The sequence below is a fragment of the Pseudoxanthomonas daejeonensis genome, assembly GCF_022637495.1.
Taxonomy (GTDB): domain Bacteria; phylum Pseudomonadota; class Gammaproteobacteria; order Xanthomonadales; family Xanthomonadaceae; genus Pseudoxanthomonas; species Pseudoxanthomonas daejeonensis.
On record NZ_CP093331.1, the window covers coordinates 30,193 to 55,202 of the forward strand.

Here is a 25,010-nt window from a genome sequence, read left to right on the forward strand (position 1 = left end):
GGGCGCTGGCATTCATCTTCGACATGGCCCCAAGAGACACGACCGCACGGGGGGCTGTCAAGTGTTGCAGCGCCACATACGCGGCTTTTTTACGTTGCGAAAGAAACAGTTAGCGAAGGACGAGTGGAGCCCCTGTCGCTTCGCACCGTTCTGCGAGGTCAGGCGGCAATGCTGCGGCGGATGTCCGTCGCCACGCGCCCCAGGTCGTTGTCGAACTGGTGGCCCCCTTGATCGAGGGCATTGATGCTCGCCCGGGGGAATCGCTGGCCGTGGAGCGCCAGGTGCCCGAAGGGTACGACGTCATCGTCGCGGCAGTGGTAGAAGAAGACCGGCTCGACAGGCGCGATTCTTTCAGCGGCATCGGAACGCAGCTTCAGGTCCTCGAAGTTCCAGCGGTCCTCGTCCCACGACGGAACGGCCAGGAGGAAGACCCCCGCGATCGCCCCCTGGACCACCTCCTCGGACAGGTACCGCAGGAGGATCGCGCCCCCCACCGAGTGGGCGACCAGGATCGTCGGCCCCAGGCGCGCAGAGAGTTCGGAGGAAATCTTCTTCTTCCATGCGTCGACGTCCGGATCGGACTCGGTGGGCATCCGAGGGAAATGCACTTCGTAGCCCGGACCAAGCTCGTTTCCCAACGAACTGGCGAGCAGCGCGTCTTCCCGGTGCGCCCCTTCGCCACCGCCCTGGATGAACAGCACGCGAGCAGGTTCCATTGCGATACCTCGAGCGGATTCGGAAGCGACCTGACATCCATGGTGGAATCGAGCCGCAAGCGGTTCGGCTTGAATGCGTTGTCAGGCCTCAGGCCGATCCGCCGGGTGGTTGACCCCGTCGTTGACGGGCACGTCCGGGAGGGCGAATGGATTGACGCCCTCCAGGCAGCCGACATTGAAGCCGTACTGCTCGGGATTGGAGCGGCGCTGATGGTGCGTGTAGATGCCGCAGTTTCCGCAGAAGTAGTGCTTGGCCGTGCGCGTATTGAACTCGTAGAGCCTGAGGTGCTCGGCGCCTTTGACAATGCGGATGCCGGACAAGGCAACGGAGGCCACGATGGCACCCTTGCGACGGCAGATCGAGCAGTCGCATCGGCGTGGATTCTCGATGCCGTTGGGCAGATCGAGCTCCAGCTCGACGGAACCACAGTGGCATGAGGCCCGGTGCCTGGACTGGATGGGAACGCCGCCAACTTCCTTGAGCACCTGCAAACTCTCCTTTGGACTCCAACGCCTGAGTCGACCCGCGACGCGGCTTCGGCCTGAATGACTTGCTAGGCATCATGCCGCGCCGATTGGTCAACTTGGCGAAGCACCCATGCCACTGTTGCTGGATTGATCTTTCCCTGTCCCCAGTGAGTGCTGGTTCGCGGAAATAGATCTTTAAGAATCAATCTTGCTCGTTGAAGAAGATCGTCGCTTGGCTCTAGCCCTACAAACGGCTTTTCTCCGAAGATCAACTCGTACTCGCGGAAGCCCCGCTCTTGCCAGTAGGTCCCGTAGAACGGAACTGAATGAGCTCGAAGCCACACCCACATGAAATTTTGGTCAGCAACGTTTGGAGCCTCCGCATGGCATTGAGCACATAGCAAAACTAGGTTGTCCGGCGCCTCGGAGCCGCCCAAAGCACGCGGAACGATGTGACACCGTTGAAGTAGTCGTTTGTGAGCGCAGCGCCAGCACAGGCTCTCTGCTTCAGACCAGTCGACCGAGAGACTGCATTCATCCTGGTGCTTGGACCAGTAATCAACAATCTCGCGGCGAGTGGTGATCATGATGCCTAACGCCTTATGTCTTGAGTTTCCCCTACCGTAGGTGCCGAGAGCCCGGCGTGCGCGCCCGATAACGCCTCGGTGTCAGCACCACCGTAATTTAGCAGGGGCCGCACGCCGGACCTCGCGCCCTGCGCCCGAACAGTTGCTCGAGGTTGCCCTCGAACCGATAAGCGTGGGCCTTGGACGCGATGCTCTCGACCGGCCAACTGTAACGGAGAATGGACATGCGGGCAGCGGGAATTGATGTGGGCAAAACCAACCTGGATCTGGCCGTGGAGGGGCAGCCGGGCGTAACCCGTTTTACCAACAACCGGGCGGGCATCAACAAGCTGCTCAAGCGGCTGGAAGGCGTGGGCGTGGACCGGATCGTGGTCGAGGCCACCGGTGGCTATGAAGAGCCGCTGCTCGAGGCCTGCTGCGATGCCGGGCTGTGGATTGCCCGGGTCAATCCGCGTCAGGCCCGCGACTTCGCCCGGGCCACCGGCGAGCTGGCCAAGACCGATGCCATCGATGCCCGACTGCTCGCGCTCATGGCCCGGATGTTCGGCGAGCGCCTGCGGCGCCATGTCGCACCGCCGCTGTGGCAGCGCGAGCTGCGGGACTGGCTACGCCGTCGCGGCCAAGTGGTCGTGCTGCTCCAGGCACAGAAACAACAGGCGGCCATGGCCCCACCGGCGGTGCGCACGCTGGCCGCGCGCACCGTTGCCGCACTCGGTCGCGAGCTGGCTGCGATCGAGCGGACGATGAAGGCACTGCTCCAGGAACATGCATTCCCCGCGCTGCGATCGAGCAAGGGCTTGGGTCCGGTGTTTCAGGCCACCGTGCTGGCGCTGCTGCCCGAGCTCGGCCATCTCGACCGGCGGCAGATCGCCAAGCTCACGGGCGTGGCGCCCATGAACCGCGACAGCGGACAGGGACACGGCAAGCGACGCATCCGCGGCGGCCGCGCGCCGGTCCGCGTGGCGCTCTACATGGCCACGCTGTCGGCGGTGCGCTGGGACCCGTTGATGAAGGCGCATTACCAGCAGCTGCGGGCACGCGGAAAGCTGGGCAAGGTGGCGTTGGTCGCGTGCATGCGCAAGCTGCTGGGAATCGTCAATGCCAGACGACGTGATGAACTGCGATCCGAGGGCCTGGTGACGGCTTGAGCAGAGCGCTTCAAGACAGTTGCTGAATTAAGCCGACCCGCGAAGCGGGTGGCAGTTCCTACGAAAAAGTGGACACCGGCTCTCTAGCAGCACTGCTCGAACTCCACCGGTGAGCGGTACCCCAGCGCCGAATGCAGCCGCTGGTGGTTGTAGAACCTGACGTAGTCGTCGATGGCCATGCGCAGCGACCGGTCGCTGTCGAATGTGCCACGGTGGTACATGTCCGACTTCATCGACCTGTTCCATGACTCCATGTGCGCGTTGTCGTTCATCCGCCTGGGCCTGTTGACCGACTGCACCAACCCGGCGCGTCCCAGCCGGCGCCGGAAATCCCCCGCCATGAACTCGATCCCCCGATCACTGTGGAACAGCGTATCGCATGCCGGCGAGCGCGTACGCAGGGCCGCGGCCAGGGCGCGGCCGGTCAGCGCCGCCGTGCGCTCCACCCCCAGCGACCAGCCCAGCAGCCGCCGCGAGTACCGGTCCATGACCGTGGCCAGGTAGCGCCATTGGCCTTCGACCTTGAGGTAGGTCACATCACCGACCCAGACCTGGTCCGGCCCGCTACAGGGAGCCTCATGGGCACGGCTGGGGACGCTTTCCAGGAACCGCGCCAGTCCGGGCCGTCGCCGATAGAGCCCGGCCGAACAGGCGCGCACGCCTTCCTCGCGCATCAGGCGTTCCACGCGGCGGCGACCCACCTGCTCACCTTGGCGCCGCAGCGCGGCATGCACCCGCGGGCTGCCATAGGTTTCGCGGCTGGCGCCATGCACCTGCCGGATCTTCTCGACCAGCACTGCATCCTCCATCGCCCGGGCGCTGGCCGGCCGACGAACCCAGGCGTAGTAACCGGCGGCGCTGACGCCGTAAAGGCGGCACATGACCCTCACCGGACAGGCTTCTTTGTGATGTTCGATGAAGGCGAAGATTTCGCCTTTCGACCGGAAGTGAACGCGATCGCTTTTTTTAAAAGGTCATGCTCGACCTTGAGCTGCTCGTACTGCCGCTTGATCTGGCGAAGCGCCTTCAGCTCCGTGGCAACTTCCGGATCAACCTGCACACCCTTGGTCACGATGATTCCCTCCCGGGCGAGTCTGCGCCAACGAGACAGCATGTAGGGATGGATGTAAAGCGACTGGGCGACGTCGCTGACCAGGACGCCAGGTTGCTGGCTTAGGCGGACGGCAGCGGCTTTGAACTCATCGCTGTAGCGAGAGATGGTTCTGGGGCCAGGCTTTGGCATTGGGACACTCCTGAGGGTTAGGTCAGGGTGTCCACTGAACCGAAGGAACTACCGGTTCGGCTTGAATGAATTGTTAGGCCTCTGGCACGGGAGTGTGCACAGTTCCTGGCCTTTCCTTTCCGGTCATCCCGCAATCTGACACTGACCAGGGGGAACCCGCAAGGTGTTCCGGATTGAACTCCCAGCCGAACGTTGAATAGTAGGTTCGCCTGAAAATGCTTAGAAAGTCTTGGAACGACTTGCTGTCTGCTCCGTTGATCAAGGACATCTGGTCTAGCACGTCTAACACGACACCATCTAAGCATGCCCGCTCCTGAGGTGTGTCAGAAGGGCAGTGCTGCGCCAACTCGCGCCTAGCGCCGTCCCGAGCGCTACCGTTTGCAATGGCTAGGAACCGGAGCGTGCTGATGTATCGCTGAACTAGCGGGTGTGCGTTGCTAGGAGTCTCCATAGCATCCAATACCGCTCTGGCTGCATCAAAGTCATCGACATCGTTGTTACGAGATCCGCGCAAGATCAGGTACATCGCAAGGTTGTTGCCCACAATGTAATTACGTTCGCTTCCAGCGTCACGAATTGCCGCAATCGCTTGATCTGGACCAGCGTTGTTGTACAAGTACTCGGCCTTACAGGATTGTTCGATCGCATGGTCATTGGCTGAGCATGCGGCCAGCACCGGTAAGAGAAGGAGCAAGCGCGAAAAGTGCATAGAAGAGGCCTAACGCCTGAGTTAAGCCGACCCGCGAAGCGGGTTCGGCTTGAATGAATTGTTAGGCGCCCCTCCCGGAAGTTAGGCGTTCAGCGGCAGGTCGACCCCAAGGTCGTACTTTGAGTCACTAGCGAGGTCGACGAACGTCTTTTGGGCTTGTTCCAATAGACGAAGGTCAATGTCAGTAAAGCGGAAAGATTCCGGAGTTCGCTCTATCGCGCTCAGAATTCGGCCTAAGCACATAGAAAAAGCCATCTCCATCTCCTCGTTGGTGCCTTTTATGTTGGCTCCACGGGCTGCGCACGCTAACGAGTAGGCAGCAATCGACGCCTTGTGCGGCCGCGCCCCCGACTTGCGTCCGTTGAACAGCTCTGGGGCAGAATTCCACGTTGATTCGATCAATTTATTGGCTAACGCCGCGGGGGGAGCATTTAAGCCAAAGTTCTGCTGATGTTTCTCAAAAAGCGTCTGGACGACGACCGCAGCCTCACTTTTTCTAAAGTTATCTTTGATGCCGGAAAAGAAACCCACAAATTTCCCCTGTTTGAAGTTGACATGCTCGCGGAAAAGTTCCAAGCGCAATGCGCTCGGCAAAATATTGCGGCACCTGCATCACCGTGTCCAGAGCGCCCAACGTTGGGGGTAGGGGGCCGTCTGGAGGCGGCACGCCGGAAGACGGCCCCGCTTGACCGAGATGTTAGGCGAAACACTTAAGTTATCGCCCCTGAACAAAGCGGAAGACTGAGAGTGCATCACGCAAACACCGCTCTTCAACTTCATCTTCGGGACTATCCCAAAACAAAAGCCGGGCGTCAGGAAAACCAAGGAGAGGTATTGTCCTAGATTTAACGTGCGCATAAAGCTCCAACAGCTGTTTGTTCGGACTATCTGGTTTCAAGGACAAATGTTCAGCAAGGCTCTTCTCGGCCGTGCTTAAGAGCCGCGTTAGTTCAGAGCTCATCTCACCCATGCTGGCGCCTAACGCCTGAGTTAAGCCGACCCGCGAAGCGGGTTCGGCTTGAATGAATTGTTAGGTGCCCAGCCCAGGAGACTCACTTCACAACCTCGCGGGCCAGATTGTATGCGCGGTCCCGCAGACTACTTAGCTCTTGGTGCGAGTCCACGCTAGATCCTTGCAGATCGAGAAATGAGCCCATGCCGCCTTGGTACATTGCCAGAAAGTCAGAAGTGCCTGACACATTCCCAGACGCTATCTGGCCGACGTACTTCTCGACCCGCTTGCGCCATTGCTTGGCTTCCGGGTCGCTGAGTAGCGTGACGAGCCTGCGTAGCACCTCTTCAAGTTCGCGCATGGATTCCATGGGCACCTGACGCCTGAGTTAAGCCGGCCCGCTTTGCGGCCTTGGGCAAGTGAAAATCAATGGTACTTGCACGAGGCCGCGAAGCGGGCTCGGCTTGAACGAATTGTTAGACCGCTAGTCCGGACGGCCGACCCTGAAATACCCACCCACAAAGTGGCTTGTCAACTTTTATTCGCCAGACGAGATACTCGGCTGCTGTTTTAGCGTGCTTTTCAGCGTTGCATTGGAAACAGGCAAACGCTAGGTTCTCAATTGCGTTTCTTCCGCCCTTGGCTAAAGGCGTGATGTGATCCAAATGACCTGATCCATTTAGGGGCTGATCGCAGTAGCCACACCGGTCCTTTTGACATACGCGAAGCCATGCAAGCTCCAGCTCCGAGGGTCCTGGACCAGCGGCGGCTAGGCGTTTTTGTCGTTTTTGAGAGCGCTGTGCAGCCTTCTCAGGATTTGCAAGGTCATACGCTCTTGTTTGTGCAGCTACACAGGTTCTACAGCGACGCTGGAACCGTCCAGTTCTGGTGCTTCCAAAATAGTCACGGCTCAGAGGCTTGAGTTCGCCACAGCCGGAGCAAGCTTGGGTAACGATGGGGCTTGGCATGCGGTCTAACGCCTGAATTAAGCCGAGCCGCGAAGCGGCTTCGGCTTGAATGAATTGTTAGGCGCATCATCTAGGAGGCACATGAGGCGAGCCCAGCGCTCTACCAACGCACGAAAGGTTCCGAGCAAGTAGTCGAAGTGTGCTGCCTCAGTGGGCTGCCAATCATTAAAGCAGCCGTTGCCGCCCAAAGGAACTTGCTTGAAAGCTTTCACAGCTGCCGATTTATCACCAGATTCAAGTGCGCTATGACATAGGCGGACTTGTCCAATGCCCGGCTCATTGACACCGTGCAAGTCACAGAAAGTGACCAATGCGATGGCAGCAAGATGTTGTTCATTGGCTTGCATGCTGAGTTGTGTCATATGCACCTAACGCCTGAATTAAGCCGACCCGCGAAGCGGGTTCGGCTTGAATGAATTGTTAGGGCTCACTGGCGGGAGCCAAGCGCTGAAGGTACGAAGCCGCGTTACTTGGTTCTGGGCCAGTCGGAACTACCAAAAGCCATCCATCGCCGTTTGGGGCGACGAACAAGAGATTGTCGGAATCATCGTAGCGACCAGAGAATTTCAAGTAGCTCTGTACCAGCCAGCGACACCGATACACGTCAGTGATTCTTGACTCGTCCGGACTCGGAACCTTAGCGGCAGCCTTGGTTTTCTCGCGTTGCTCCAGTATGTGAGGAGGCGTTACCCCATGCTCAGTCCAGACGTAGAAGCCAGTCCAAGCCTCAGGCTCGGGCCATTGAGCTTTGTATGACTGCAGGTCGGAAGCGCTCAGTGTCTTGAACCAGTCATGCCAGTCGTACCAGTAAACCTCGCCAAAGCCCATTCTCCATCCGATGCTGCCCCACGGGATCTGTGGGAACTGTATCCATACGGGATTCATGATGTGAGCCCTAACACCTGAGTTAAGCCGACCCGCGAAGCGGGTTCGGCTTGAATGAATAGTTAGAGATCACGACCCGTGACCATGAGAGCTATCAGAAGGAAGAGGTAGACACTCATAAGTGTCCGGACAAGAAGATTTGCATGTCTCAGAAATCTATTTATAGGGCGCCCACTCTCGTCTGGCTCAAGACTCGCCAAGTAGGCTCGCATCTCCTCATGGGGCCACCGCGTAACAAGAAATCCGAAGCGTGAAGTCTCCTGTACGCTGAGTTTCATATCAGCAATACGAACCTGCACGACAAAGAAGAACAGTAGCCAGAAGACCAGAATCACGGCCATGGCCAAGCCGAACGTTATTGCGGCGAGCGAAAACATATCTTTTGAGCTCTAACTACCAGTAGACCCCCAGCGGGGGTGTAGCGCCGAGTGTGTGTGCTGCCCTGAACGGGCGTCAATCCGGAAACCATAGGCCGATCACGGGCTTGACCGCTGGCGGCGGCGTCCGCCCGGAGGGTGCGTCCCGACACAGAGGGGTGTGGGCGCCCCGATATCTCTTATGAGGATGGCCGGACCCCGATATCAGCCGACCGCGGTGACGCCCGTGCGTGGCCACACCGGGCGTCACCCGGCACGCCGCGGGTCGCCAGCGGCCGCGCTCCGGACTTGGGGTTGCCTGGCCGGACCTCGGGCCGTTCCGGCCCGGGCGGCGGGCGCGTAGGCCTGCGCGCAAGGCTCCCGGCGTTGCGCGCAAGGCTTGGAGCTCCGGCGTCGGGGCTTTTTGCCTTGCGCGCAAGGCTGGGCAGCTCCGATCGCAAGGCTTTTTACCTTGCGCGCAAGGCTCGACGGGTTGCGCGCAAGGCAATCGGGCTTGCGCGCAAGGCTCAGAAGGTCGCGCGCAGGGCCCGGAAGGTCGCACATGCAGCCGTACGGCCGGGTCTGGCGGTCAAACCGGCGCGCCGGGGTGCTCGCCAAGACGGCGATCGGCGGGCATCGGCGTCGAATGCCGGGGTTCCGGCGAGGAAGGACTTCCCCTGCCTGCCGGCCCGCGGCGCGGTGTGGTGGCTGTGGTGCTGGATGGTGACCCCGGCGCGATTCGAACGCACGACCTGTCCCTTAGGAGGGGACCGCTCTATCCAGCTGAGCTACGGGGCCAAGGCGGCGGATTGTCGCACGCGAGCTTGGCGCGGCCCAAGCCGGCGCCCTGCCGTCGGGCCGGCCGGGCCCGTTTGCTAGAATCGCCGCACGCAACGAGACGCCGCCGACCCATCCGCGGCGCGACTCCGGGCCCACGGCCCGCACCCTTCCAGGAGATTCCATGTCTGCTTCCCTGCTCAAGGCCCTGGGCCTTGGCGACACCAATTCCGGCACCTACCTCGGCAATGGCACCTGGTCCGACGCCACCGGCGCCGGCATCCTGCACCCGGCCAACCCGACCACCGGCGAGGTGATCGCGCAGGTCCAGGCCACCACCGACGCCGACTACGAGACCGTGGTCGCCAACGCCCAGGCCGCGTTCAAGGCCTGGCGCACCGTCCCGGCCCCGCGCCGCGGCGAGGCGATCCGCCTGTGCGGCGATGCGCTGCGCCGGAACAAGGACGCGCTCGGCTCGCTGGTCGCGCTGGAGATGGGCAAGAGCAAGGCCGAAGGCGACGGCGAAGTGCAGGAGATGATCGACATCGCCGACTTCGCCGTGGGCCAGAGCCGCATGCTCTACGGCTACACCATGCATTCCGAGCGCCCGGGCCACCGGATGTACGAGCAGTACCAGCCGCTGGGCCTGGTCGGCATCATCAGCGCGTTCAACTTCCCGGTCGCGGTGTGGGCGTGGAACTCGTTCCTGGCCGCGATCTGCGGCGACATCTGCCTCTGGAAGCCGTCCAACAAGACCCCGCTGACCGCGATCGCCTCGCTGAAGATCTGCAACGAAGCGCTGCGCGAAGGCGGCTTCCCGGACATCTTCTTCCTGGTCAACGACGCCGGCACCGCGCTGGCCGAGAAGTTCGTCGAAGACAAGCGCATCCCGCTGATCAGCTTCACCGGCTCGACCCAGGTCGGCCGCGAGGTCGCGGTGAAGGTCGCCCGGCGCATGGGCCGCTGCCTGCTCGAGCTGGGCGGCAACAACGCGATCATCCTGGACGAGACCGCCGACCAGAAGCTGGCCGTGCCGGGTATTGTCTTTGGCGCGGTCGGCACCGCCGGCCAGCGCTGCACCACCACCCGCCGCCTGATCGTGCACGAATCGATCTACGACACCGTGCTGGAAACGCTGGTCAAGGCGTACAAGCAGGTCGAAGGCAAGATCGGCGATCCGCTCGACACCGCCAACCTGATGGGCCCGCTCAACAGCGCCGGCGCGGTGCAGCAGTTCCTGGCCGCGGTCGAGAAGGCCAAGGCCGCCGGCGGCAAGGTCGAGACCGGTGGCACCGTGCTGGACCGCGCTGGCCACTTCGTCCTGCCGACCATCATCACCGGGCTGAAGAACAGCGACGAGGTCGTGCAGCACGAGACCTTCGCGCCGATCCTCTACGTGATGAAGTACTCGACCCTGGACGAGGCCATCGACATGCAGAACGGCGTGCCGCAGGGCCTGTCGTCGTCGATCTTCACCACCAACCTGAAGTCGGCCGAGAAGTTCCTGTCGGCGGCCGGCAGCGATTGCGGCATCGCCAACGTCAACATCGGCACGTCCGGTGCGGAGATCGGCGGCGCGTTCGGTGGCGAGAAGGACACCGGCGGTGGTCGCGAGTCGGGCTCGGACGCATGGAAGGTCTACATGCGCCGGCAGACCAACACGATCAACTACTCCGATTCGCTGCCGCTGGCGCAGGGCATCAAGTTCGACCTGTAAGACCGGTCCACCGGGCGGGGCTTGCCCGCCCGGTGGATCGTAGAGCGGGGCTTGCCCCGCTGCTCTTTGCGTGACCCACACCAGCCGATGCAACGGTAGTGGGGCGAGCCCCGCTCTACGGGGCCAGAGGCCGACCTACGGCAGCGGGCCACCCCGCCCACGCGGGGAAAGAGGCGACATGACCGACGAGCTCGCATCGACCACCCGCTTCACCGACCGCGTCGCCGACTACGTGCGCTACCGGCCCGACTATCCACGGGCCCTGCTGGACTGGCTGCACGCCGAATGCGGCGTGGACGCCTCGTGGCGGGTCGCCGACATCGGCGCCGGCACCGGCATCTCCTCGAAACTGTTCCTCGACGCCGGGCACCCGGTGGTCGCGGTCGAGCCGAATGCGGCGATGCGCGAGGCCGCCGTCGCCTGGCTGGCGGGCAATCCGCGCTTCAGCGCCGTCGACGGCCAGGCCGAAGCCACGAACCTGGACGATGCCAGCATCAACCTGGTTTCGGCGGCGCAGGCCTTCCACTGGTTCGACCAGCAGGCGGTCAAGCCGGAATGGCGGCGGATCCTGCGTCGGCAGGCCGACGGCAGGCCGGGCCTGGTGGCGGTGTACTGGAACTCGCGCCGGCTCACCGGCACGCCATTCCTCGAAGGCTACGAACGGCTATTGCTCGAACACGGGCTGGACTACAGCAGCGTGTCCGAACGCTACGGCGACGACGAACACATGCGCCGCTGGTTCGGCGCCGGGCTGCGCGGCATGGCCCGCTTCCCGCATTCGCAGCGGCTGGACTTCGATGCGTTGCGTGGACGCCTGCTGTCGTCCTCGTACGCGCCGCGCGCCGGCCATCCGCGGCACGCACCGATGCTCGACGCGCTGGCGCGGCTGTTCGACGCCACCGCCGTCGATGGCCATGTCGACTTCGACTACGACACCCGGATCTTCGCCGGCGTGCCGGACTGAGCGGCGGCACGCGCCATGCGCATCGCCGCGCTTTCGGACATCCACGGCAACCTGCCCGCCCTGGACGCGGTGCTGGCCGATATCGCGCGGCGCGGCGCCGACTGCATCGTCAATCTCGGCGACATCGTGTCCGGCCCGCTGTGGCCGCGCGAAACGCTCGACCGGCTGCTTCCGCTCGAACTGCCGACCATCGCCGGCAACCACGAGCGCCAGCTGCTCGGCGAACCGGCCGCGCTGGCGCCGTCCGACGCTCATGCGCGCCAGGCCCTGCGCCCGGCCCAGCTGGACTGGCTCCGCGCCCTGCCCGCGCTGTTGCGGCTGGACGACGTGCTGCTGTGCCACGGCACGCCCGGCAGCGATGTCGACTACCTGCTCGACGACATCGCCGGCGCGGAACTGCGCGCCGCCGAGGCGGCGACGGTCGCCGCGCGCCTGGCCCATCCGCTCGCAGCCGATGCTTCCCTGGTGCTGTGCGGCCACTCGCACACCCCGCGCGCGACACGCCTCGCCGACGGACGCCTGGCCTGCAATCCCGGCAGCGTCGGGCTGCCCGCGTTCGCCACCTCGCGGCCGGTGCCGCACCGGGCGCAGGCCGGGTCACCCGAGGCCCGCTACGCGCTGCTGGAACGGCGCGACGGGCAGTGGCGGGCGCAGCTGCTCTCGGTCCCGTACCGGTACGAGGCCGCCGCCATGCAGGCGGGGCGCCTGGGTCGTCCGGACTGGGTCCACGCGCTGCGCCATGGGCGCATGCCGTGACCCGCGTGGCACACGGCGTACGCCGGGTTCTGGGATAATCGGCCGCCAAGGCCCCCGTTCCCCCGCACGGGGCCTCGCGCGCCACGCGGCCTCCGCCTGCCCCCCGACAGGATTGCCATGAACCAGATCCGCAAGACCAGTTCCCTCGCCATCGCCAGCCTGGTGTCAGGCATCCTCGGCTGGACCCTGCTGCCGTTCATCGGCACGGTCGTGGCGATCATCACCGGACACATGGCGCGCAGTGAGATCCGTGCCAGCCAGGGGCAACTGGACGGGGACGGACTGGCGCTCGCTGGACTGGTGCTGGGCTGGGTCTCGGTGATCCTGCTGCTGGTCGGCCTGTTCATCCTGTTCGCGTTCCTGGGTGGGGTCGCCTGGCTGGCGACGCTCAACTCCTGAGGAACGGCGCACCGATGTACTCCTTCGCCCGCCCCTTCCTGTTCGGCCTGGATGCCGAACGCGCCCACGGACTGGGGCTCAAATCGCTGGACCTGGCATACCGCAGCGGTACCATCGGCCTGCTCGCGAGCCCGCGCCAACCACTGCCGACCAAGCTGCTCGGGCTGACCTTCCCCAATCCGGTCGGGCTGGCCGCCGGGCTGGACAAGAACGGCACCCACATCGATGCCCTGCTGGCGCTGGGGTTCGGCTTCGTCGAAGTCGGCACGGTCACCCCGCGCGCGCAGGCCGGCAACCCGAAGCCGCGCATGTACCGGCTGGTGCGCGACGAGGCGCTGATCAACCGGCTCGGCTTCAACAATGCCGGCGTGGATGCGCTGGTGCGCAATGTCGAGCGCGCACAGCGCAAGGGCGGACTGCTCGGCATCAACGTGGGCAAGAACAAGGACACGCCCAACGAGGACGCCGCCAGCGACTATCTCTACTGCCTGGAGCGCGTGTATCCGCTGGCCGACTACGTCACGGTCAACATCTCCTCGCCCAATACCGCCGGCCTGCGCGAACTGCAGGAAGAACAGGCGCTGCGGCGCCTGGTCGGCACGATCCGCGAAGAGCAGGAACGCCTGGCCGCACGCCACCGCCGGCGGGTCCCGGTGCTGGTCAAGGTCGCGCCCGACCTGAGCGATGCCGATATCGACGCTGCCGCGCGCGTGCTCTCGGACCTGGAAGTGGATGGCGTGGTCGCGACCAACACCACCATCGCCCGCACCGCCGTGCAGGGCCATGCGCATGCGCGCGAGACCGGCGGCCTCTCCGGCGCACCGCTGATGGGCCAGTCGACCCTGGTGCTGCGCCGGCTGCGCACGCGCCTGCCCGAATCGGTCCCGCTGGTCGGCGTCGGCGGAATCCTGTCCGGCGCCGATGCCGTGGCGAAAATGGCCGCCGGTGCCAGCCTGGTGCAGTGCTATACCGGCCTGGTCTACCGCGGGCCCGAGCTCATCGGCGAATGCATCGACGCGATGCGCCGGCGCAAGGAATCGCCCAGCCGCGGTACCGCCAGTGCGACCTGACGGCGCCGACCACGACCTGGCCTGCATGAACATGCCTGCATCGACCACGCTGGACCCCGCCACGCCGGCGCCGGTCGCGTCGCCATGACCGCATTGTTCCGGTTGCTCCACGACGCGGACCTGTCCGCGCGCAACACGTTCCAGGTCGCGGCGCGCGCGCCGTGGCTATTGGAAGTCAACGACACCGACGCGCTGCCGGAGGCGCTGGACCTGGCCCAGATCCGCGACCTGCCTTTGCTGATGCTCGGCGGCGGCAGCAACCTGCTGTTCGCCGGCGACGCGACCGGCGTGGCCGTGGCCTTGCGGGCTGCCGGCATGGCCATCGTCGCCGACCATGGCGAGCGGGTCGTGGTCCGCGCCGACGCCGGCGCCGACTGGCATGCGCTGGTGATGTGGAGCCTGGACCAGGGACTGTGCGGACTGGAAAACCTGGCCCTGATCCCGGGCAGCACCGGCGCCGCACCGATCCAGAACATCGGCGCCTATGGGGTGGAGGTCGGCGAGCACATCGTGGCCGTGGAGGCATGGGACCGCCAGGCGCAGCGCATGGTGAGGCTGGATCGGGCGGCCTGCGCCTTCGGCTACCGCGACAGCGCGTTCAAGCGCCAGCCCGATCGCTGGATCGTCACCGCGGTCGAACTGGAGCTGGCGCGCGCCGATGCCACCACCGACGCCGCGCCGCGCCTGGGTTATGCCGGGATCGGCGAGGAACTGGCGGCGATGGGCGTGGTCCGGCCGAGCGCACGCGACGTGGCCGAGGCGGTGATCCGGATCCGCCGGCGCAAGCTTCCGGACCCGGCCGTGGTCGGCAATGCCGGCAGCTTCTTCAAGAACCCGATCGTGCCGGCCGCGCAGGCGCAGTCCCTGCTGGACGCCCATCCGCGCCTGCCGGCCTTCCCCGGCGACGGCGACGCCACCCGCAAGCTGTCGGCCGCATGGCTGATCGATGCCTGCGGCTGGAAGGGCGCGCGCGAAGGCGATGCCGGCGTTTCCGCCGCGCACGCACTGGTGCTGGTCAACCACGGCAACGCGACCGGTGTGCAGCTGCTCGAACTGGCCCGGCGCATCGCCGGCTCGGTGGACGAGCGCTTCGGCGTGGCGCTGGAACCGGAACCGCGCATCATCGGCGCACACTGGTGAGCATGAAGCGGCGCGCGCGGGAGTCGGGGTGAACGGAGCCGACGCCACCCCGCGGTCGCCGCACCTGCACGCGGCCCTGCTGATGCTCGGCAGCACGGTGCTGTTCGGGTTGATGGCGGTGGTGATCCGCCTGGCCTCGGCCCACCTGCACACGTTCGAGATCGCCTTCTTCCGCAACTTCTTCGGCCTGCTCGCGGCGCTTCCGCTGCTGCTGCGCCACGGCCCGGGCTTCCTGCGCACCACCCAGTTCCCGCGCTACCTGTTCCGCTGCCTGGTCGGGATCTGCTCGATGCTCGCCGGGTTCTGGGCGATCGGCCACCTGCCGCTGGCGCAGGCGGTGTCGCTGTCCTATTCCACGCCGCTGTTCGTCACCATCGCCGCCGCCGCGCTGCTCGGCGAACAGGTCCGCGCGCGACGCTGGATCGCGGTGGCGCTGGGTTTCATCGGCGTGCTGCTGATCGTGCGGCCGGGCAGCGCGGAGTTCACCGCGGGCACGATGGTCGCGGTGCTGGCCGCGTTGCTGTCGAGCATTGTCGCCATCCAGATCAAGCAGCTGTCGGCCACCGAGCCGGCCGACCGGATCGTCATCTACACCACCCTGCTGTGGGTGCCGATGTCGCTGCTGCCGGCGCTGAGCGTGTGGCAATGGCCGCAAGGCATCGTCTGGGTATGGGTCGTCGCTGCCGGCCTGTTCGGCACCGGCGGGCACATGCTGTGGACGCGTGCGCTGAAGCTGGGCGAAGTCTCGGCGCTGACGCCGATCAGCTTCATGCAGTTGCCGATCGTGGTCCTGTTCGCCTGGCTGCTGTTCGATGAGACGCTGGACCGCTGGACCCTGATGGGCGCGCTGGTGATCCTCGGCGCGAATGCGTACATCGCCCACCGCGAAGCCACCCTCGCCCGCCGCGCATCCTCCGAGGGCGCCAGCGCCGCGGCCAAGCCTGGCGAATAGGCGCGAACGGCGCGGCCCGTGCGATCGCGCCGCCGCGACCGCCCGGCACGAAAAAAAGCGCCCGGATCCTTGCCCTCCGCGCCTCCGATCCAGTATCATTCGCCGCCTTGTCGGGGTGTAGCTCAGTCTGGTAGAGCGCTACGTTCGGGACGTAGAGGTCGCAGGTTCGAATCCTGTCTCCCCGACCATTGATCCAATGTCGATCCAGCGGCATCGCATAGACCGGCCCAGCGCCGGTTTTTGCTTTTCAGGGCCTGCTGCGCAAGCCCCGGCAGCCGCCAGGACCGCCGCCCGCAACCCGGCAGCCGATGACTTCCCACACGCCCTCGCACGACACCCAAGCCCGCCTCGCGGGCCGTGCGCTGGTGCTCGCCGGCATCCTGCTGTCGGCGTTCAACCTGCGCACCGCGGTCACTTCGCTGACGCCACTGCTGGACGTGCTCGGCGAAGACTTCGGCTTCGGGCCGACCTTCGCCGGCCTGCTCGGCATGGTCCCCACCGCGGCGTTCGCGGTGGCCGGGGTGGGCACGCCCCGGCTGGCGCACCGGCTGGGCCTGGAACGCACGGCCGTCCTGTCGATGCTCCTGGCCACGGCCGGCCTGCTCTGGCGCTCGCTGACCGGAGGCACCGGCGGCCTGCTGGCCGCCTCCACGGTGGCGTTGCTGGGCATGGGCATCGGCAACGTGATCCTGCCGCCGCTGGTCAAGCGCTACTTCCCGGACCGGGTCGGCCCGGTCAGCAGCCTGTACATCACCGTGCTGCAGCTCGGCACGATGCTGCCCGCATTGCTGGCCGTGCCGCTGGCCGATGCGGCCGGCTGGCGCATCTCGATGGGCGTGTGGACGCTGCTGGCCGCCGCCGCGATCCTGCCGTGGCTGGGCGTGCTGCGGATCGAACGCCGGACCGACAGCGAACTGGCCCGGCTCCACGACCGGGCCGTCGTCCCCGGTGACGAAGCCCCGGAACTGGCGGCACCGCCCGCACGCGGCCGGGTTTCGCGCACGGGCCTGGGCTGGGGCCTGGCGCTGATGTTCGGCATGACCTCGCTGATCACCTACGCCATGTTCACCTGGCTGCCAAAGCTCCTGGTCGAAGCGGGCGCCAGTCCTGTTTTCGGCGGGACGATGCTGGCCCTGTTCTCCGCGCTGGGCCTGGTCGGCGCGCTGCTGATGCCCTCGCTCGCGGCGCGGATGCGCAACCCGCTGCCCATCGCCGTGTTCTGCGCGATCTGCCACCTGACCGCATTCGCCGGCCTGCTGTGGGCGCCCATGTCCGCGCCGCTGCTGTGGGTGGCCCTGCTGGGCCTGGGGCCCAGCACGTTCCCGCTGGCGCTGACCCTGATCAACCTGCGCACGCGCACGCCGGCCGCGTCCTCGGCGCTGTCCGGGTTCTCGCAAGGACTCGGTTACACGCTCAGCTGCCTGGGCCCGCTGCTGTTCGGCTGGCTGCATGAACTCAGCCATGGCTGGGCGCTGCCGTTCGCGTTCCTGGTGGCGTGCGTGGGCGTGATGCTGGCCGGCGCGTGGCTGGCCTGCAGGCCCGGATACCTCGAGGATCGCTGGTAAGTCCGCGTCCGCAGCGCGGCCTGCCCCGCTTTCACGGCCACCTGCGGCTGTTCGCGGAACAATGCAGCAAGCCGCGCTTTACGGTGTGTCGTGCGGCGCCGCGCTATCCGCGCGTGGCATCGTCAGAGCAGGTCCGGATGCCTGACCTGGCCCTCGCCGCGCACCACGAACCGCTCCACCGTCAACGCCTCCAGCCCCATCGGGCCATAGGAATGCAGGCGCGTGGTCGAAATGCCGATTTCGGCCCCCAGGCCCAGCTCGCCGCCATCGGAAAAACGCGACGACGCGTTGACCATCACCACCGCCGAGCGTAGCGACTCGACGAACCTGCGCGCGACGGCCTCGTCGCGCGTGGCGATCACTTCGGTGTGGTCGGAGGTGTACTGGCGGATATGGCCGATCGCCGCGTCCAGGTCGGCAACCACGCGCGCGGCGATGATCAGGTCGAGGAACTCGGCGGCATAGTCGTCCGTCGTGGCGGGCACCGCATCGGGCACGAGGGCGCGGGTCGCCTCGTCGCCCCGCAGTTCGACCTGGCGCGCGCGCAGTGCCGCGGCGGCCCGTGGCAGGAACTCGTCGGCCACGTCGGCGTGCACCAGCACGGTCTCCAGCGCGTTGCACACGCCCGGCCGCGAAGCCTTGCCATCGAGCAGCAGGCGCATGGCCAGGCCGAGGTCGGCATCGCGGTCCACGTACAGGTGGCACACGCCCTTGTAGTGCTTGATCACCGGCACGCGTGCGTGCTCGGCGACGAAACGGATCAGGCCTTCGCCGCCGCGCGGGATGGCCAGGTCGACGATGTCGGTCAGCTGCAGCAGTTCGAGCATGGTTTCGCGGCGCAGGTCGGTGACCAGGGTCAGCACGGCAGGGTCCAGCCCCGCTTCGCCGATGGCACGCTGCAGGGCGGAGGCGATCGCGGTGTTGGAGTGGATCGCTTCGGAGCCGCCGCGCAGGATCACGCCGTTGCCGGCCTTGATGCACAGCGCCGCGGCATCGGCGGTCACGTTGGGGCGCGCTTCGTAGATCATCGCGATGACGCCCAGCGGCACGCGCACGCGCTCGACCTGGATGCCGTTCGGGCGGGTCTCGCGGCGGGTCACCTGGCCGACCGGATCGGGCAACGCGGCGACTTCGCGCAAGGCGCCGGCAATCCCGGACAGCCGCTTGCCGTCGAGCGCCAGGCGGTCGAGCATCGCGCCGGCGATGCCCTTGGCGCGCGCCGCGTCGAGGTCGCGCGCGTTCGCGGCCAGGATGGCATCGGCGTCGTCATCGAGCGCCCGGGCCATGGACCGCAGGAGTGCGTCCTTGGCGGCAGTATCCAGTTGGGCGAGCTGCTGCGCGGCCTCGCGGCATCGCAGTGCCTGTTCCCTGATGCTTGCCGTTCCATCCGTGCCGCTCATCTCGCCTCCGGTGTGGGGTGCCGAATTGCCGGGTGTCGAACGCATCGCCTGCTACATCAGCACCAGGTCGTCGCGATGGATCACGTTGCCGCCGTAGTTGTAGCCCAGGATCGCCTCGATCTCGCGCGAATGGCGGCGCGCGATGCGGCGCACGTCCACCGCCGAGTACTGGCTGATGCCACGGGCGACGCGCTGTTCGCCGCCTTCGTCGCGCAACAGCACCTCGACCATGTCGCCGCGGCGGAAATCGCCCTCCGCTCCGGCGATCCCGCCCGGCAGCAAAGAGGCGCCCTTCTGTGCGATCGCCGCCGCCGCGCCTGCGTCGACCAGGATCGCACCAGGTTCCAGCGGCGCATGCCGCAGCCAGTACTTGCGCGCCGCGATCCGGCTGCGCGCCGCGCGGATGCGGGTGCCTTCAAGCCGGTCGTGCGCCAGTCCGCGCAACACGTCGGAGCGGCGGCCGTTGAACAGCACCGTGTCGATTCCGGCCGCGCCAGCCTTGGACGCGGCTTCGAGCTTCGTGCGCATGCCGCCGGTTCCCACCGCGCTGCCGCTGCCGCCGGCCATGGCGAACACTTCGGGGGTCAGTTCGACCACTTCAGGCACCAGGCGGGCCAGCGGGTTCGTGCGCGGGTTGGCGTCGTACAGGCCGTCGATATCGGTGGCGATGAACAGCACCTCGGCGTCGATCAGCGCGGCGACGATCGCCGCCAGGTTGTCGTTGTCGCCGAGCTTGAGCTCGTCCACCGAAACGGTGTCGTTCTCGTTGACCACCGGCAACGCGCCCAGCGCCAGCAGCTCGTTGAGCGTGGCGCGCGCGTTGAGGTAGCGCCGACGGTTGCGCAGGTCGTCATGGGTCAGCAGTACCTGCGCCACCGGCCGCTCGAAGAAGCGCTGCCACAGGCCGATCATCTGCGCCTGGCCGAGCGCGGCCAGTGCCTGCCGCGCGGCGATCGCCGCGCCGGCCTCGTCGACCTTCGGCAGGATCGCCCGGCCGGCGGCGACCGCGCCTGAGGACACGATCACCACCTCGCGCCCGGCCGCCTGGCTGGCCGAAACGAACTGGGCCAGCCCCAGCGCGAAGCGTGGCGACAGTCCGCCGCCGTCGGCGGCGAGCAGGCTGCTGCCCACTTTCAGTACCGCCCGCCGCCACGCCGGCAGCGACTGCACGATTTGTGTGACGGCGGGATCGGCGCTCATGGGCTCAGCCTGCGCTCCCTTGGCGCGTGTTCCATTCGTGGACGGTGATGTCGGAACTGCCACTGGTGACCAGCGGATCGGCGGCGACGATCGCCTGTGCGTGCGCGAGGTCGGCGACGTTCTCAAGCACGTAGGCGCCGCCGCTGCGGTCGGCGAAGCCGCCGGTCATCGCCAGCTGCCCACGCGCGCGCAGGTCGTCGAGGAAGGCCAGGTGCGGCGCGACGACCGCCTCGTCGAAATCCGGGCGGCGCATGGCCACCACGAGGTAGCGGATGGTGATGCTCACAATGCCTCCCAGCGCGCGCGCAGCACGTCCAGGCGCAGGTCAGCGCCCGACCCTGGCGATACGCGCGCCGCGAGGCTGCCTTCGGGCGTGCGTCCCTGCCCGGCCGAATCGGCCGATGCGGCGGCGGCCTTGTAGGCCTCGCGGAATGGAACACCAGCCACCGCCGCCTCCACCGCCACGTCGGTGGCGTACATGCCCGAGTCGATCGCGGCGCGCAGCCTGTCTTCGCGCCATTCCAGATTGGCCAGCAAGGCCGGCAGCAGCTCCAGCGCGGCCAGGCCGCGGCCGAAGCCGTGGAAGATCGCACCCTTGGATGCCTGCAGGTCGCGGTGGTAGCCCGATGGCAGCGACAGCAGCTGCTCGATCTCGGTGCGCGCGGCGGCCACGCTGGCGTGGGTGGCACGCATCAGTTCGATCACGTCCGGGTTGCGCTTGTTGGGCATGATCGAACTGCCGGTGGTGTACTGCGCCGGCAGCGCGACGAAGCCGAACTCGGCGCTGGTGAACAGCGACAGGTCCCAGGCGATGCGGCGCAGGTCCAGCGTGGCGCTGCCGAGTGCTTCCAGCGCAGCCATCTCGAACTTGCCGCGCGACAGCTGCGCGTAGATCGGGCTGACCTGCATGCGGGCGAAGTCGAGCGCGCTGGTGGTGTGTTCCCGGTCCAGCTTGAGGTTGACGCCATAGCCCGCGGCGGTGCCCAGCGGATTGGCGTCGACCAGCTTCAGCGTGTCGGCCGCGCGCACCGCGTCGTCGATGAAGGCCTCGGCCCAGCCGGCCCACCACATTCCGGCCGAGGACACCACGGCGCGCTGGATGTGGGTGTAGCCGGGTACCGGCAGCGATGCCTCCGCCTGCGCGCGGTCCAGCGCGACCCCGGCGATCTCGCGCGACAGCTGCGCGACCCGCGCCAGCTTTTCCTTCAGCCACAGGCGCGTGGCGACCAGGACCTGGTCATTGCGGCTGCGGCCGGTGTGGATCTTGCGCCCGGCGTCCCCGAGGCGCTGCGTCAGGCGCGCCTCGATCGCCGAATGCCCGTCTTCGTAGGATTCGTCCAGGACGAAGGCGCCGGAACGGAAGTCGTCGGCCAGGATCGCCAGCTCGCGGACCAGGCCGTCCAGTTCGCCCTGCGAGAGGATGCCGATGCGCTGCAGGCCTTCGGCGTGCGCGCGGCTGGCGGCGATGTCATGCAGGAAGAACTCGCGGTCCAGGATCACGTCGTCGCCGGCGAGGAAGCGCTGGATCTGCGCATCCACCGCCACGCCGGGCTTCTGCCACAACAGGTCTGCCACGGGGTTACTCCTTCACCGGGATCGAAGCCAGCTCGTCGAAGCCCAGCGCGATGTTGATGTTCTGCATGGCCTGGGTGGCCGCGCCCTTGAGCAGGTTGTCCAGGGTCGCCACCACCACCAGGCGCTTGCCGCCCGGGGCCACGGTGAATCCGCCGATCTGCACGCCGTGCCGGCCGGCGATCCGGCTGACCCACGGCGCCTGTTCGACCACCTCCACCAGCGGCTCGCCGGCGTAGCGCTGCTCGTAGCGCGCGCGCACCCAGTCGGCCTTCACCGGCTCGGTCAGCCACAGGTTGGCGGTCAGGGTGATGCCGCGGAAGTGCGGGGCCACGTGCGGCATGAACTCCACCGGCACGCGCAGCTGCGTGGAGACCTCGCGCTCGTGAATGTGGTCGGCCAGCGCATACGGCATCAGGTTGTCGCGCAGCAGCTCGACGTTGTTCTTGTCCGACGGCGTGGTACCCGCACCGGAGTAGCCGGAGACACCGAAACACTGCGGCGGGCCGGCCAGGTATTCGAGCATCGGCCAGATCGCCAGTTGCATCGCGGTGGCGTAGCAGCCGGGATTGCTGATCCGCTTCTGCCCTGCATAGCGGTCGCGGGTGATCTCGGGCAGGCCGTAGTACCAGGCCGGATCGAAGCGGTGGTCGGCCGACAGGTCCACCACCAGCGTCTGCGGCGCGGCCGCGTCGATGCCGGCGACGATCTCCGCCGACTTGCCGTTGGGCAGCGCCAGCACGACCACGTCGGCGCCCTTGGCGGCGACTTCATCGTGGCCGATGTTCTCGTAGCGCAGCTCGCCGCGGTAGGCGTCGTTGTGGTCGGCCACGCGCTGGCCGGCAAGCTCGCGCGAGGACACGAACGCCAGTTCCAGCTGCGGATGCGCGGTGACCAGGCGGATCAGCTCGGCGCCGGTGTGGCCGCGCGCGCCGACGATGCCGATGGATTTCTTGGTCGTCATGTCCGTTCCTCAGCCCCGCAGCGTCGGCTGGCGGGTGGCGCAATGGGCCACGCAGCGCGCAATCCGGTCGAAGCCGTCGTCGCCTTCGAGCCCGTACCAGAACACCTTCCACTTCTCCTGCTTGATGCAGCCGTCGGATTCGGCGTAGTAGAAGATGTTGACCTGGTTGTTGTGCCGCGAGCGCCAGAACAGGCTTGGCGTCTCCTCGCGCATCACGTTCCACACCGCCCGGCCCAGGCCTTCGCCCTGCGCGTCGTCGAGCACGGCGAACTTGTCCAGGTACACCCCTTCGGCGGTGTCGACCAGGACCACCGCCGCCCGGTAGTTCTCGCTGACGTAGGCACGCAGCAGCGGGGTGCGCTCGAAGTAGTCCGGCAGCAGCTCGCGGCCGAAGCTCGATTCGATCAGCGACTTCATCCGCTCCAGGTCCAGCTCGGCCCACGAGGTCGCGCGCAGCACCTTCTCGCCACGGCGGACCAGCGTCCCCGAACCCTTGTGGGTGAACAGTTCCTTGGCCAGGTCGGCCGGCCGGGTGATCGAGACCGACGAGGTCAGCGGCAGCGTGTCCAGCAACGCCTTGATCTGCTCGATCTTGACCTTCATGCCACCGTGCAGCCACGGCTGCGCCATCAGGTGTTCGTACTCGGTGGACAGGTTGATCGAATCGATCACCTTGCCCTCCTCGTCCAGCAGGCCGCCCGTGCCGGTCAGGAAGATGATCTTGTACGGCTGCAGCACCTGGACCAGTTCGTTGGCCGAGAAATCGGCGTTGACGTTGAGGATCTGCCCGCCAGCGGTTTCACCGAGGCTGGCGATCACCGGGATCGACCCGGCCTGAAGGCTGGCCTCGATCGGCGCCAGGTTCACCGCCTGCACCTCGCCCACCAGGCCGTAGGTGTCGCGGTCCTTGTAGTCGGCCTCGAACACGCCACCGGTGATCGAAGTAGCGCGCGCACCGGCCTGTTGCAGTGCTTCGACCAGCTGCAGGTTCGAAGCCTGGAACACCCGGCGCACGATCGCCAGCGCCTCGGGCGTGGTCACCCGCAGGCCGTCGACGGTCTTCTTCTCGATGCCGGCCGCCGACAGTTCCTGGTCCAGCTGCGGACCGGCGCCGTGCACGACGATCGGAGTCAGCCCGACTTCCTGCAGGAAGGTCAGCGAGGACGTCAGCGACTCCAGGTCGTCGCGCAGCACCGCGCCGCCGACCTTGACCACGGCGAAGCGCTTGGCGTCCAGCTGCGAGAAGCGCTTGAGGTACTGGCTGATCTCTTTCGCGCTGGCCATGCTCGAAAGCAGGCGCACGATGGTCTGGCGGGTCTGGGTCTGGTTCGCGGGAACGTTCACGTAGGTCGGGTCTTCCGGTAAGTCGTAGGAAAGGCGGGAGGAAAGACGCGGATTACGTCGTGCCGTTGATGATCCGATGGACCGAGCCGGCATAACGCTGCAGCTGCTCCAGCGTCACGAATTCGTCGGCGGTATGCGCCTGGGCGATGTCGCCCGGGCCGTAGACCATCGCGGTGTAGCCGCCCGCGGAGAACAGCGAGGCCTCGGTCCAGAAGTCGACCGCGTTGCCGATCGGCAGGTCCAGTGCGTCGGCCACGTCGCGCGCGGCCAGGCGCCGTTCCTCGGCGCGCGCTACGTCGCCGGAAGGCAGGCTCGGTCCGCGGAACGTCTCTTCGAAGTGCGCAGCCGCCGGCTCGGCAAAGCCCGCGAACGTTTCCAGCAGCGCATCGATGTCCATCGACGGCAACGGACGGAAGCCGAAACGCAGCTCGGCCTCCGGCGCGATCATGTTGGCCTTGATCCCGCCTTCGATACGGCCGATGTTGAAGCGCAGGCCGGTCAGCCCGCCGAAGCGCGCATGCGCCAGCGACTGCACGTGGTCGAGCGCACGATCGCCCCAGCGCACCGCCTGGTGCAGCGCGCTGGCGGCCGCATCCTGCTGGCCGGATGCATGGCCGGCGCGACCCTTGAACCGCATCAGTACCGAGGAGATGCCGCGGTGGGCCAGCACCGCCTCGCCCATCGTCGGCTCGGCGACCAGCACCGCCTCGTAAGGAATGCCGCGCGCCAGGAACGCGGCGATGCATCGCGGGTCGTTGGCCTCCTCGTCGGAGGAGAACAGGAACGCGGCATCGCCCTCGCCGGCATTGGCCGCGGCCAGCAGTGCGGCGGCCGCGCCCTTGATGTCGCACACGCCCAGGCCGACCACGCGATCGTCGAGCCGGCGCATCAGGTGTGGATCAGCGCTCCAGTGCGGCGAGTCGGGCACCGTATCCAGGTGCACGTTGAACAGGTATTTCGGCGTGCCACGCACCGCGTACAGGCTGACCGCGCCCTCGCCATGGTCGACCACCTCGACCTGGAAACCCGGCAGCTGCGCGCGCAGGTAATCGAAGATGCCGCCCTCGGCGGCGATGGCGCGCGGCGGGTTGCGGGTGTCGAACGACACCAGCTTTCCAAGGTGGGACAACGTGGACGCGAGCAGGTCGGTCATCGGAT

General features: G+C 66.5%; 25 protein-coding genes and 2 tRNA genes. 10 read left to right on the forward strand and 17 right to left on the reverse strand.

The genetic code is table 11. The features are described 5' to 3' along the window. Positions 1-158 precede the first annotated feature (158 nt). The 3 genes from MNQ95_RS00135 to MNQ95_RS00145 form a co-directional block, all read right to left on the reverse strand. Positions 159-701: an alpha/beta fold hydrolase gene (locus MNQ95_RS00135; protein WP_241953445.1), complete on the reverse strand. Its 543-nt coding sequence runs from the start codon at positions 699-701 to the stop codon at positions 159-161. A 96-nt stretch (positions 702-797) separates the two neighbouring features. Beyond that, the gene (locus tag MNQ95_RS00140) at positions 798-1,202 is read right to left on the reverse strand and encodes a GFA family protein (RefSeq protein WP_241953446.1); all 405 of its coding nucleotides are present in this window, start codon (positions 1,200-1,202) and stop codon (positions 798-800) included. 68 nt (positions 1,203-1,270) lie between these two features. Further along, entirely contained in the window at positions 1,271-1,771 is a 501-nt protein-coding gene (locus tag MNQ95_RS00145) for an HNH endonuclease (RefSeq protein WP_241953447.1), read from the reverse strand. 224 nt (positions 1,772-1,995) lie between these two features. Between MNQ95_RS00145 and MNQ95_RS00150 the strand changes: the two genes are divergently transcribed. Further along, positions 1,996-2,919, forward strand: coding sequence for an IS110 family RNA-guided transposase (locus tag MNQ95_RS00150; RefSeq protein WP_241953448.1), 924 nt, complete (start codon positions 1,996-1,998; stop codon positions 2,917-2,919). Between the two features lie 83 nt (positions 2,920-3,002). Here the strand turns inward: MNQ95_RS00150 and MNQ95_RS00155 are convergent, their stop codons facing one another. The 7 genes from MNQ95_RS00155 to MNQ95_RS00180 all read right to left on the reverse strand — a co-directional run bounded on the left by MNQ95_RS00155 (position 3,003) and on the right by MNQ95_RS00180 (position 8,830). Next, a complete protein-coding gene (locus MNQ95_RS00155) occupies positions 3,003-3,848 on the reverse strand; it encodes an IS3 family transposase (protein WP_338423341.1) in 846 nt (281 codons plus the stop codon). Beyond that, on the reverse strand, positions 3,806-4,162 hold the full coding sequence (locus tag MNQ95_RS00160; RefSeq protein WP_162411589.1) for a transposase: 357 nt from the start codon (positions 4,160-4,162) through the stop codon (positions 3,806-3,808). Before MNQ95_RS00160 ends, MNQ95_RS00155 begins: the two co-directional genes overlap by 43 nt. Positions 4,163-4,952: 790 nt before the next feature. Further along, complete coding sequence (locus tag MNQ95_RS00165; protein ID WP_241953449.1) at positions 4,953-5,447, reverse strand: hypothetical protein; 495 nt, start codon at positions 5,445-5,447, stop codon at positions 4,953-4,955. Positions 5,448-5,923: 476 nt separating this feature from the next. After that, positions 5,924-6,193, reverse strand: a complete 270-nt coding sequence (locus MNQ95_RS00170) for a DUF6966 domain-containing protein (RefSeq protein ID WP_241953450.1) — start codon at positions 6,191-6,193, stop codon at positions 5,924-5,926. 106 nt (positions 6,194-6,299) lie between these two features. Continuing rightward, the gene (locus MNQ95_RS15845) at positions 6,300-6,791 is read right to left on the reverse strand and encodes an HNH endonuclease signature motif containing protein (RefSeq protein ID WP_425605687.1); all 492 of its coding nucleotides are present in this window, start codon (positions 6,789-6,791) and stop codon (positions 6,300-6,302) included. Positions 6,792-6,808: 17 nt separating this feature from the next. Next, complete coding sequence (locus tag MNQ95_RS00175) at positions 6,809-7,138, reverse strand: hypothetical protein (RefSeq protein ID WP_241953451.1); 330 nt, start codon at positions 7,136-7,138, stop codon at positions 6,809-6,811. Positions 7,139-8,753: 1,615 nt separating this feature from the next. Further along, positions 8,754-8,830, reverse strand: a tRNA-Arg gene (locus MNQ95_RS00180). Between the two features lie 163 nt (positions 8,831-8,993). Between MNQ95_RS00180 and amaB the strand changes: the two genes are divergently transcribed. From amaB to MNQ95_RS00225, 9 genes are all read left to right on the forward strand, one after another. Further along, on the forward strand, positions 8,994-10,526 hold the full coding sequence (amaB, locus tag MNQ95_RS00185; RefSeq protein ID WP_241953452.1) for an L-piperidine-6-carboxylate dehydrogenase: 1,533 nt from the start codon (positions 8,994-8,996) through the stop codon (positions 10,524-10,526). A gap of 178 nt (positions 10,527-10,704) precedes the next feature. After that, the gene (locus MNQ95_RS00190) at positions 10,705-11,490 is read left to right on the forward strand and encodes a class I SAM-dependent methyltransferase (RefSeq protein ID WP_241953453.1); all 786 of its coding nucleotides are present in this window, start codon (positions 10,705-10,707) and stop codon (positions 11,488-11,490) included. Positions 11,491-11,505: 15 nt separating this feature from the next. Then, positions 11,506-12,246, forward strand: a complete 741-nt coding sequence (locus tag MNQ95_RS00195) for a metallophosphoesterase family protein (RefSeq protein WP_241953454.1) — start codon at positions 11,506-11,508, stop codon at positions 12,244-12,246. Between the two features lie 117 nt (positions 12,247-12,363). After that, entirely contained in the window at positions 12,364-12,645 is a 282-nt protein-coding gene (locus MNQ95_RS00200; RefSeq protein ID WP_162409472.1) for a DUF4190 domain-containing protein, read from the forward strand. Between the two features lie 14 nt (positions 12,646-12,659). Beyond that, a complete protein-coding gene (locus MNQ95_RS00205) occupies positions 12,660-13,715 on the forward strand; it encodes a quinone-dependent dihydroorotate dehydrogenase (RefSeq protein ID WP_162409470.1) in 1,056 nt (351 codons plus the stop codon). An 84-nt stretch (positions 13,716-13,799) separates the two neighbouring features. Next, the gene (murB, locus tag MNQ95_RS00210; protein ID WP_241953455.1) at positions 13,800-14,855 is read left to right on the forward strand and encodes a UDP-N-acetylmuramate dehydrogenase; all 1,056 of its coding nucleotides are present in this window, start codon (positions 13,800-13,802) and stop codon (positions 14,853-14,855) included. Between the two features lie 82 nt (positions 14,856-14,937). Continuing rightward, positions 14,938-15,807: a DMT family transporter gene (locus tag MNQ95_RS00215; protein WP_162409510.1), complete on the forward strand. Its 870-nt coding sequence runs from the start codon at positions 14,938-14,940 to the stop codon at positions 15,805-15,807. A 111-nt stretch (positions 15,808-15,918) separates the two neighbouring features. Then, a tRNA-Pro gene (locus tag MNQ95_RS00220) sits at positions 15,919-15,995 on the forward strand. Between the two features lie 120 nt (positions 15,996-16,115). Further along, the gene (locus tag MNQ95_RS00225) at positions 16,116-17,372 is read left to right on the forward strand and encodes a CynX/NimT family MFS transporter (RefSeq protein ID WP_162409302.1); all 1,257 of its coding nucleotides are present in this window, start codon (positions 16,116-16,118) and stop codon (positions 17,370-17,372) included. Between the two features lie 122 nt (positions 17,373-17,494). On the opposite strand, the gene MNQ95_RS00230 is transcribed toward MNQ95_RS00225, so the two are convergent. The 7 genes from MNQ95_RS00230 to MNQ95_RS00260 all read right to left on the reverse strand — a co-directional run bounded on the left by MNQ95_RS00230 (position 17,495) and on the right by MNQ95_RS00260 (position 25,005). After that, a complete protein-coding gene (locus MNQ95_RS00230; RefSeq protein WP_241953456.1) occupies positions 17,495-18,772 on the reverse strand; it encodes a glutamate-5-semialdehyde dehydrogenase in 1,278 nt (425 codons plus the stop codon). Positions 18,773-18,823: 51 nt separating this feature from the next. Further along, on the reverse strand, positions 18,824-19,972 hold the full coding sequence (gene proB, locus MNQ95_RS00235) for a glutamate 5-kinase (protein WP_241953457.1): 1,149 nt from the start codon (positions 19,970-19,972) through the stop codon (positions 18,824-18,826). A 4-nt stretch (positions 19,973-19,976) separates the two neighbouring features. Beyond that, on the reverse strand, positions 19,977-20,252 hold the full coding sequence (locus tag MNQ95_RS00240) for a YciI family protein (RefSeq protein WP_241954451.1): 276 nt from the start codon (positions 20,250-20,252) through the stop codon (positions 19,977-19,979). A 2-nt stretch (positions 20,253-20,254) separates the two neighbouring features. Then, positions 20,255-21,547 (reverse strand): argininosuccinate lyase, encoded by a 1,293-nt coding sequence (argH, locus tag MNQ95_RS00245; protein WP_162409296.1) that lies wholly within the window; start codon positions 21,545-21,547, stop codon positions 20,255-20,257. Positions 21,548-21,551: 4 nt separating this feature from the next. Beyond that, complete coding sequence (gene argC, locus MNQ95_RS00250) at positions 21,552-22,508, reverse strand: N-acetyl-gamma-glutamyl-phosphate reductase (protein ID WP_241953458.1); 957 nt, start codon at positions 22,506-22,508, stop codon at positions 21,552-21,554. Positions 22,509-22,517: 9 nt separating this feature from the next. Continuing rightward, entirely contained in the window at positions 22,518-23,792 is a 1,275-nt protein-coding gene (locus MNQ95_RS00255; RefSeq protein ID WP_241954452.1) for an acetylglutamate kinase, read from the reverse strand. Between the two features lie 112 nt (positions 23,793-23,904). Further along, positions 23,905-25,005 carry an acetylornithine deacetylase gene (locus MNQ95_RS00260; protein ID WP_241953459.1) on the reverse strand — a complete coding sequence of 367 codons (1,101 nt, stop codon included), beginning with the start codon at positions 25,003-25,005 and terminating at the stop codon, positions 23,905-23,907. Positions 25,006-25,010 lie beyond the last annotated feature (5 nt).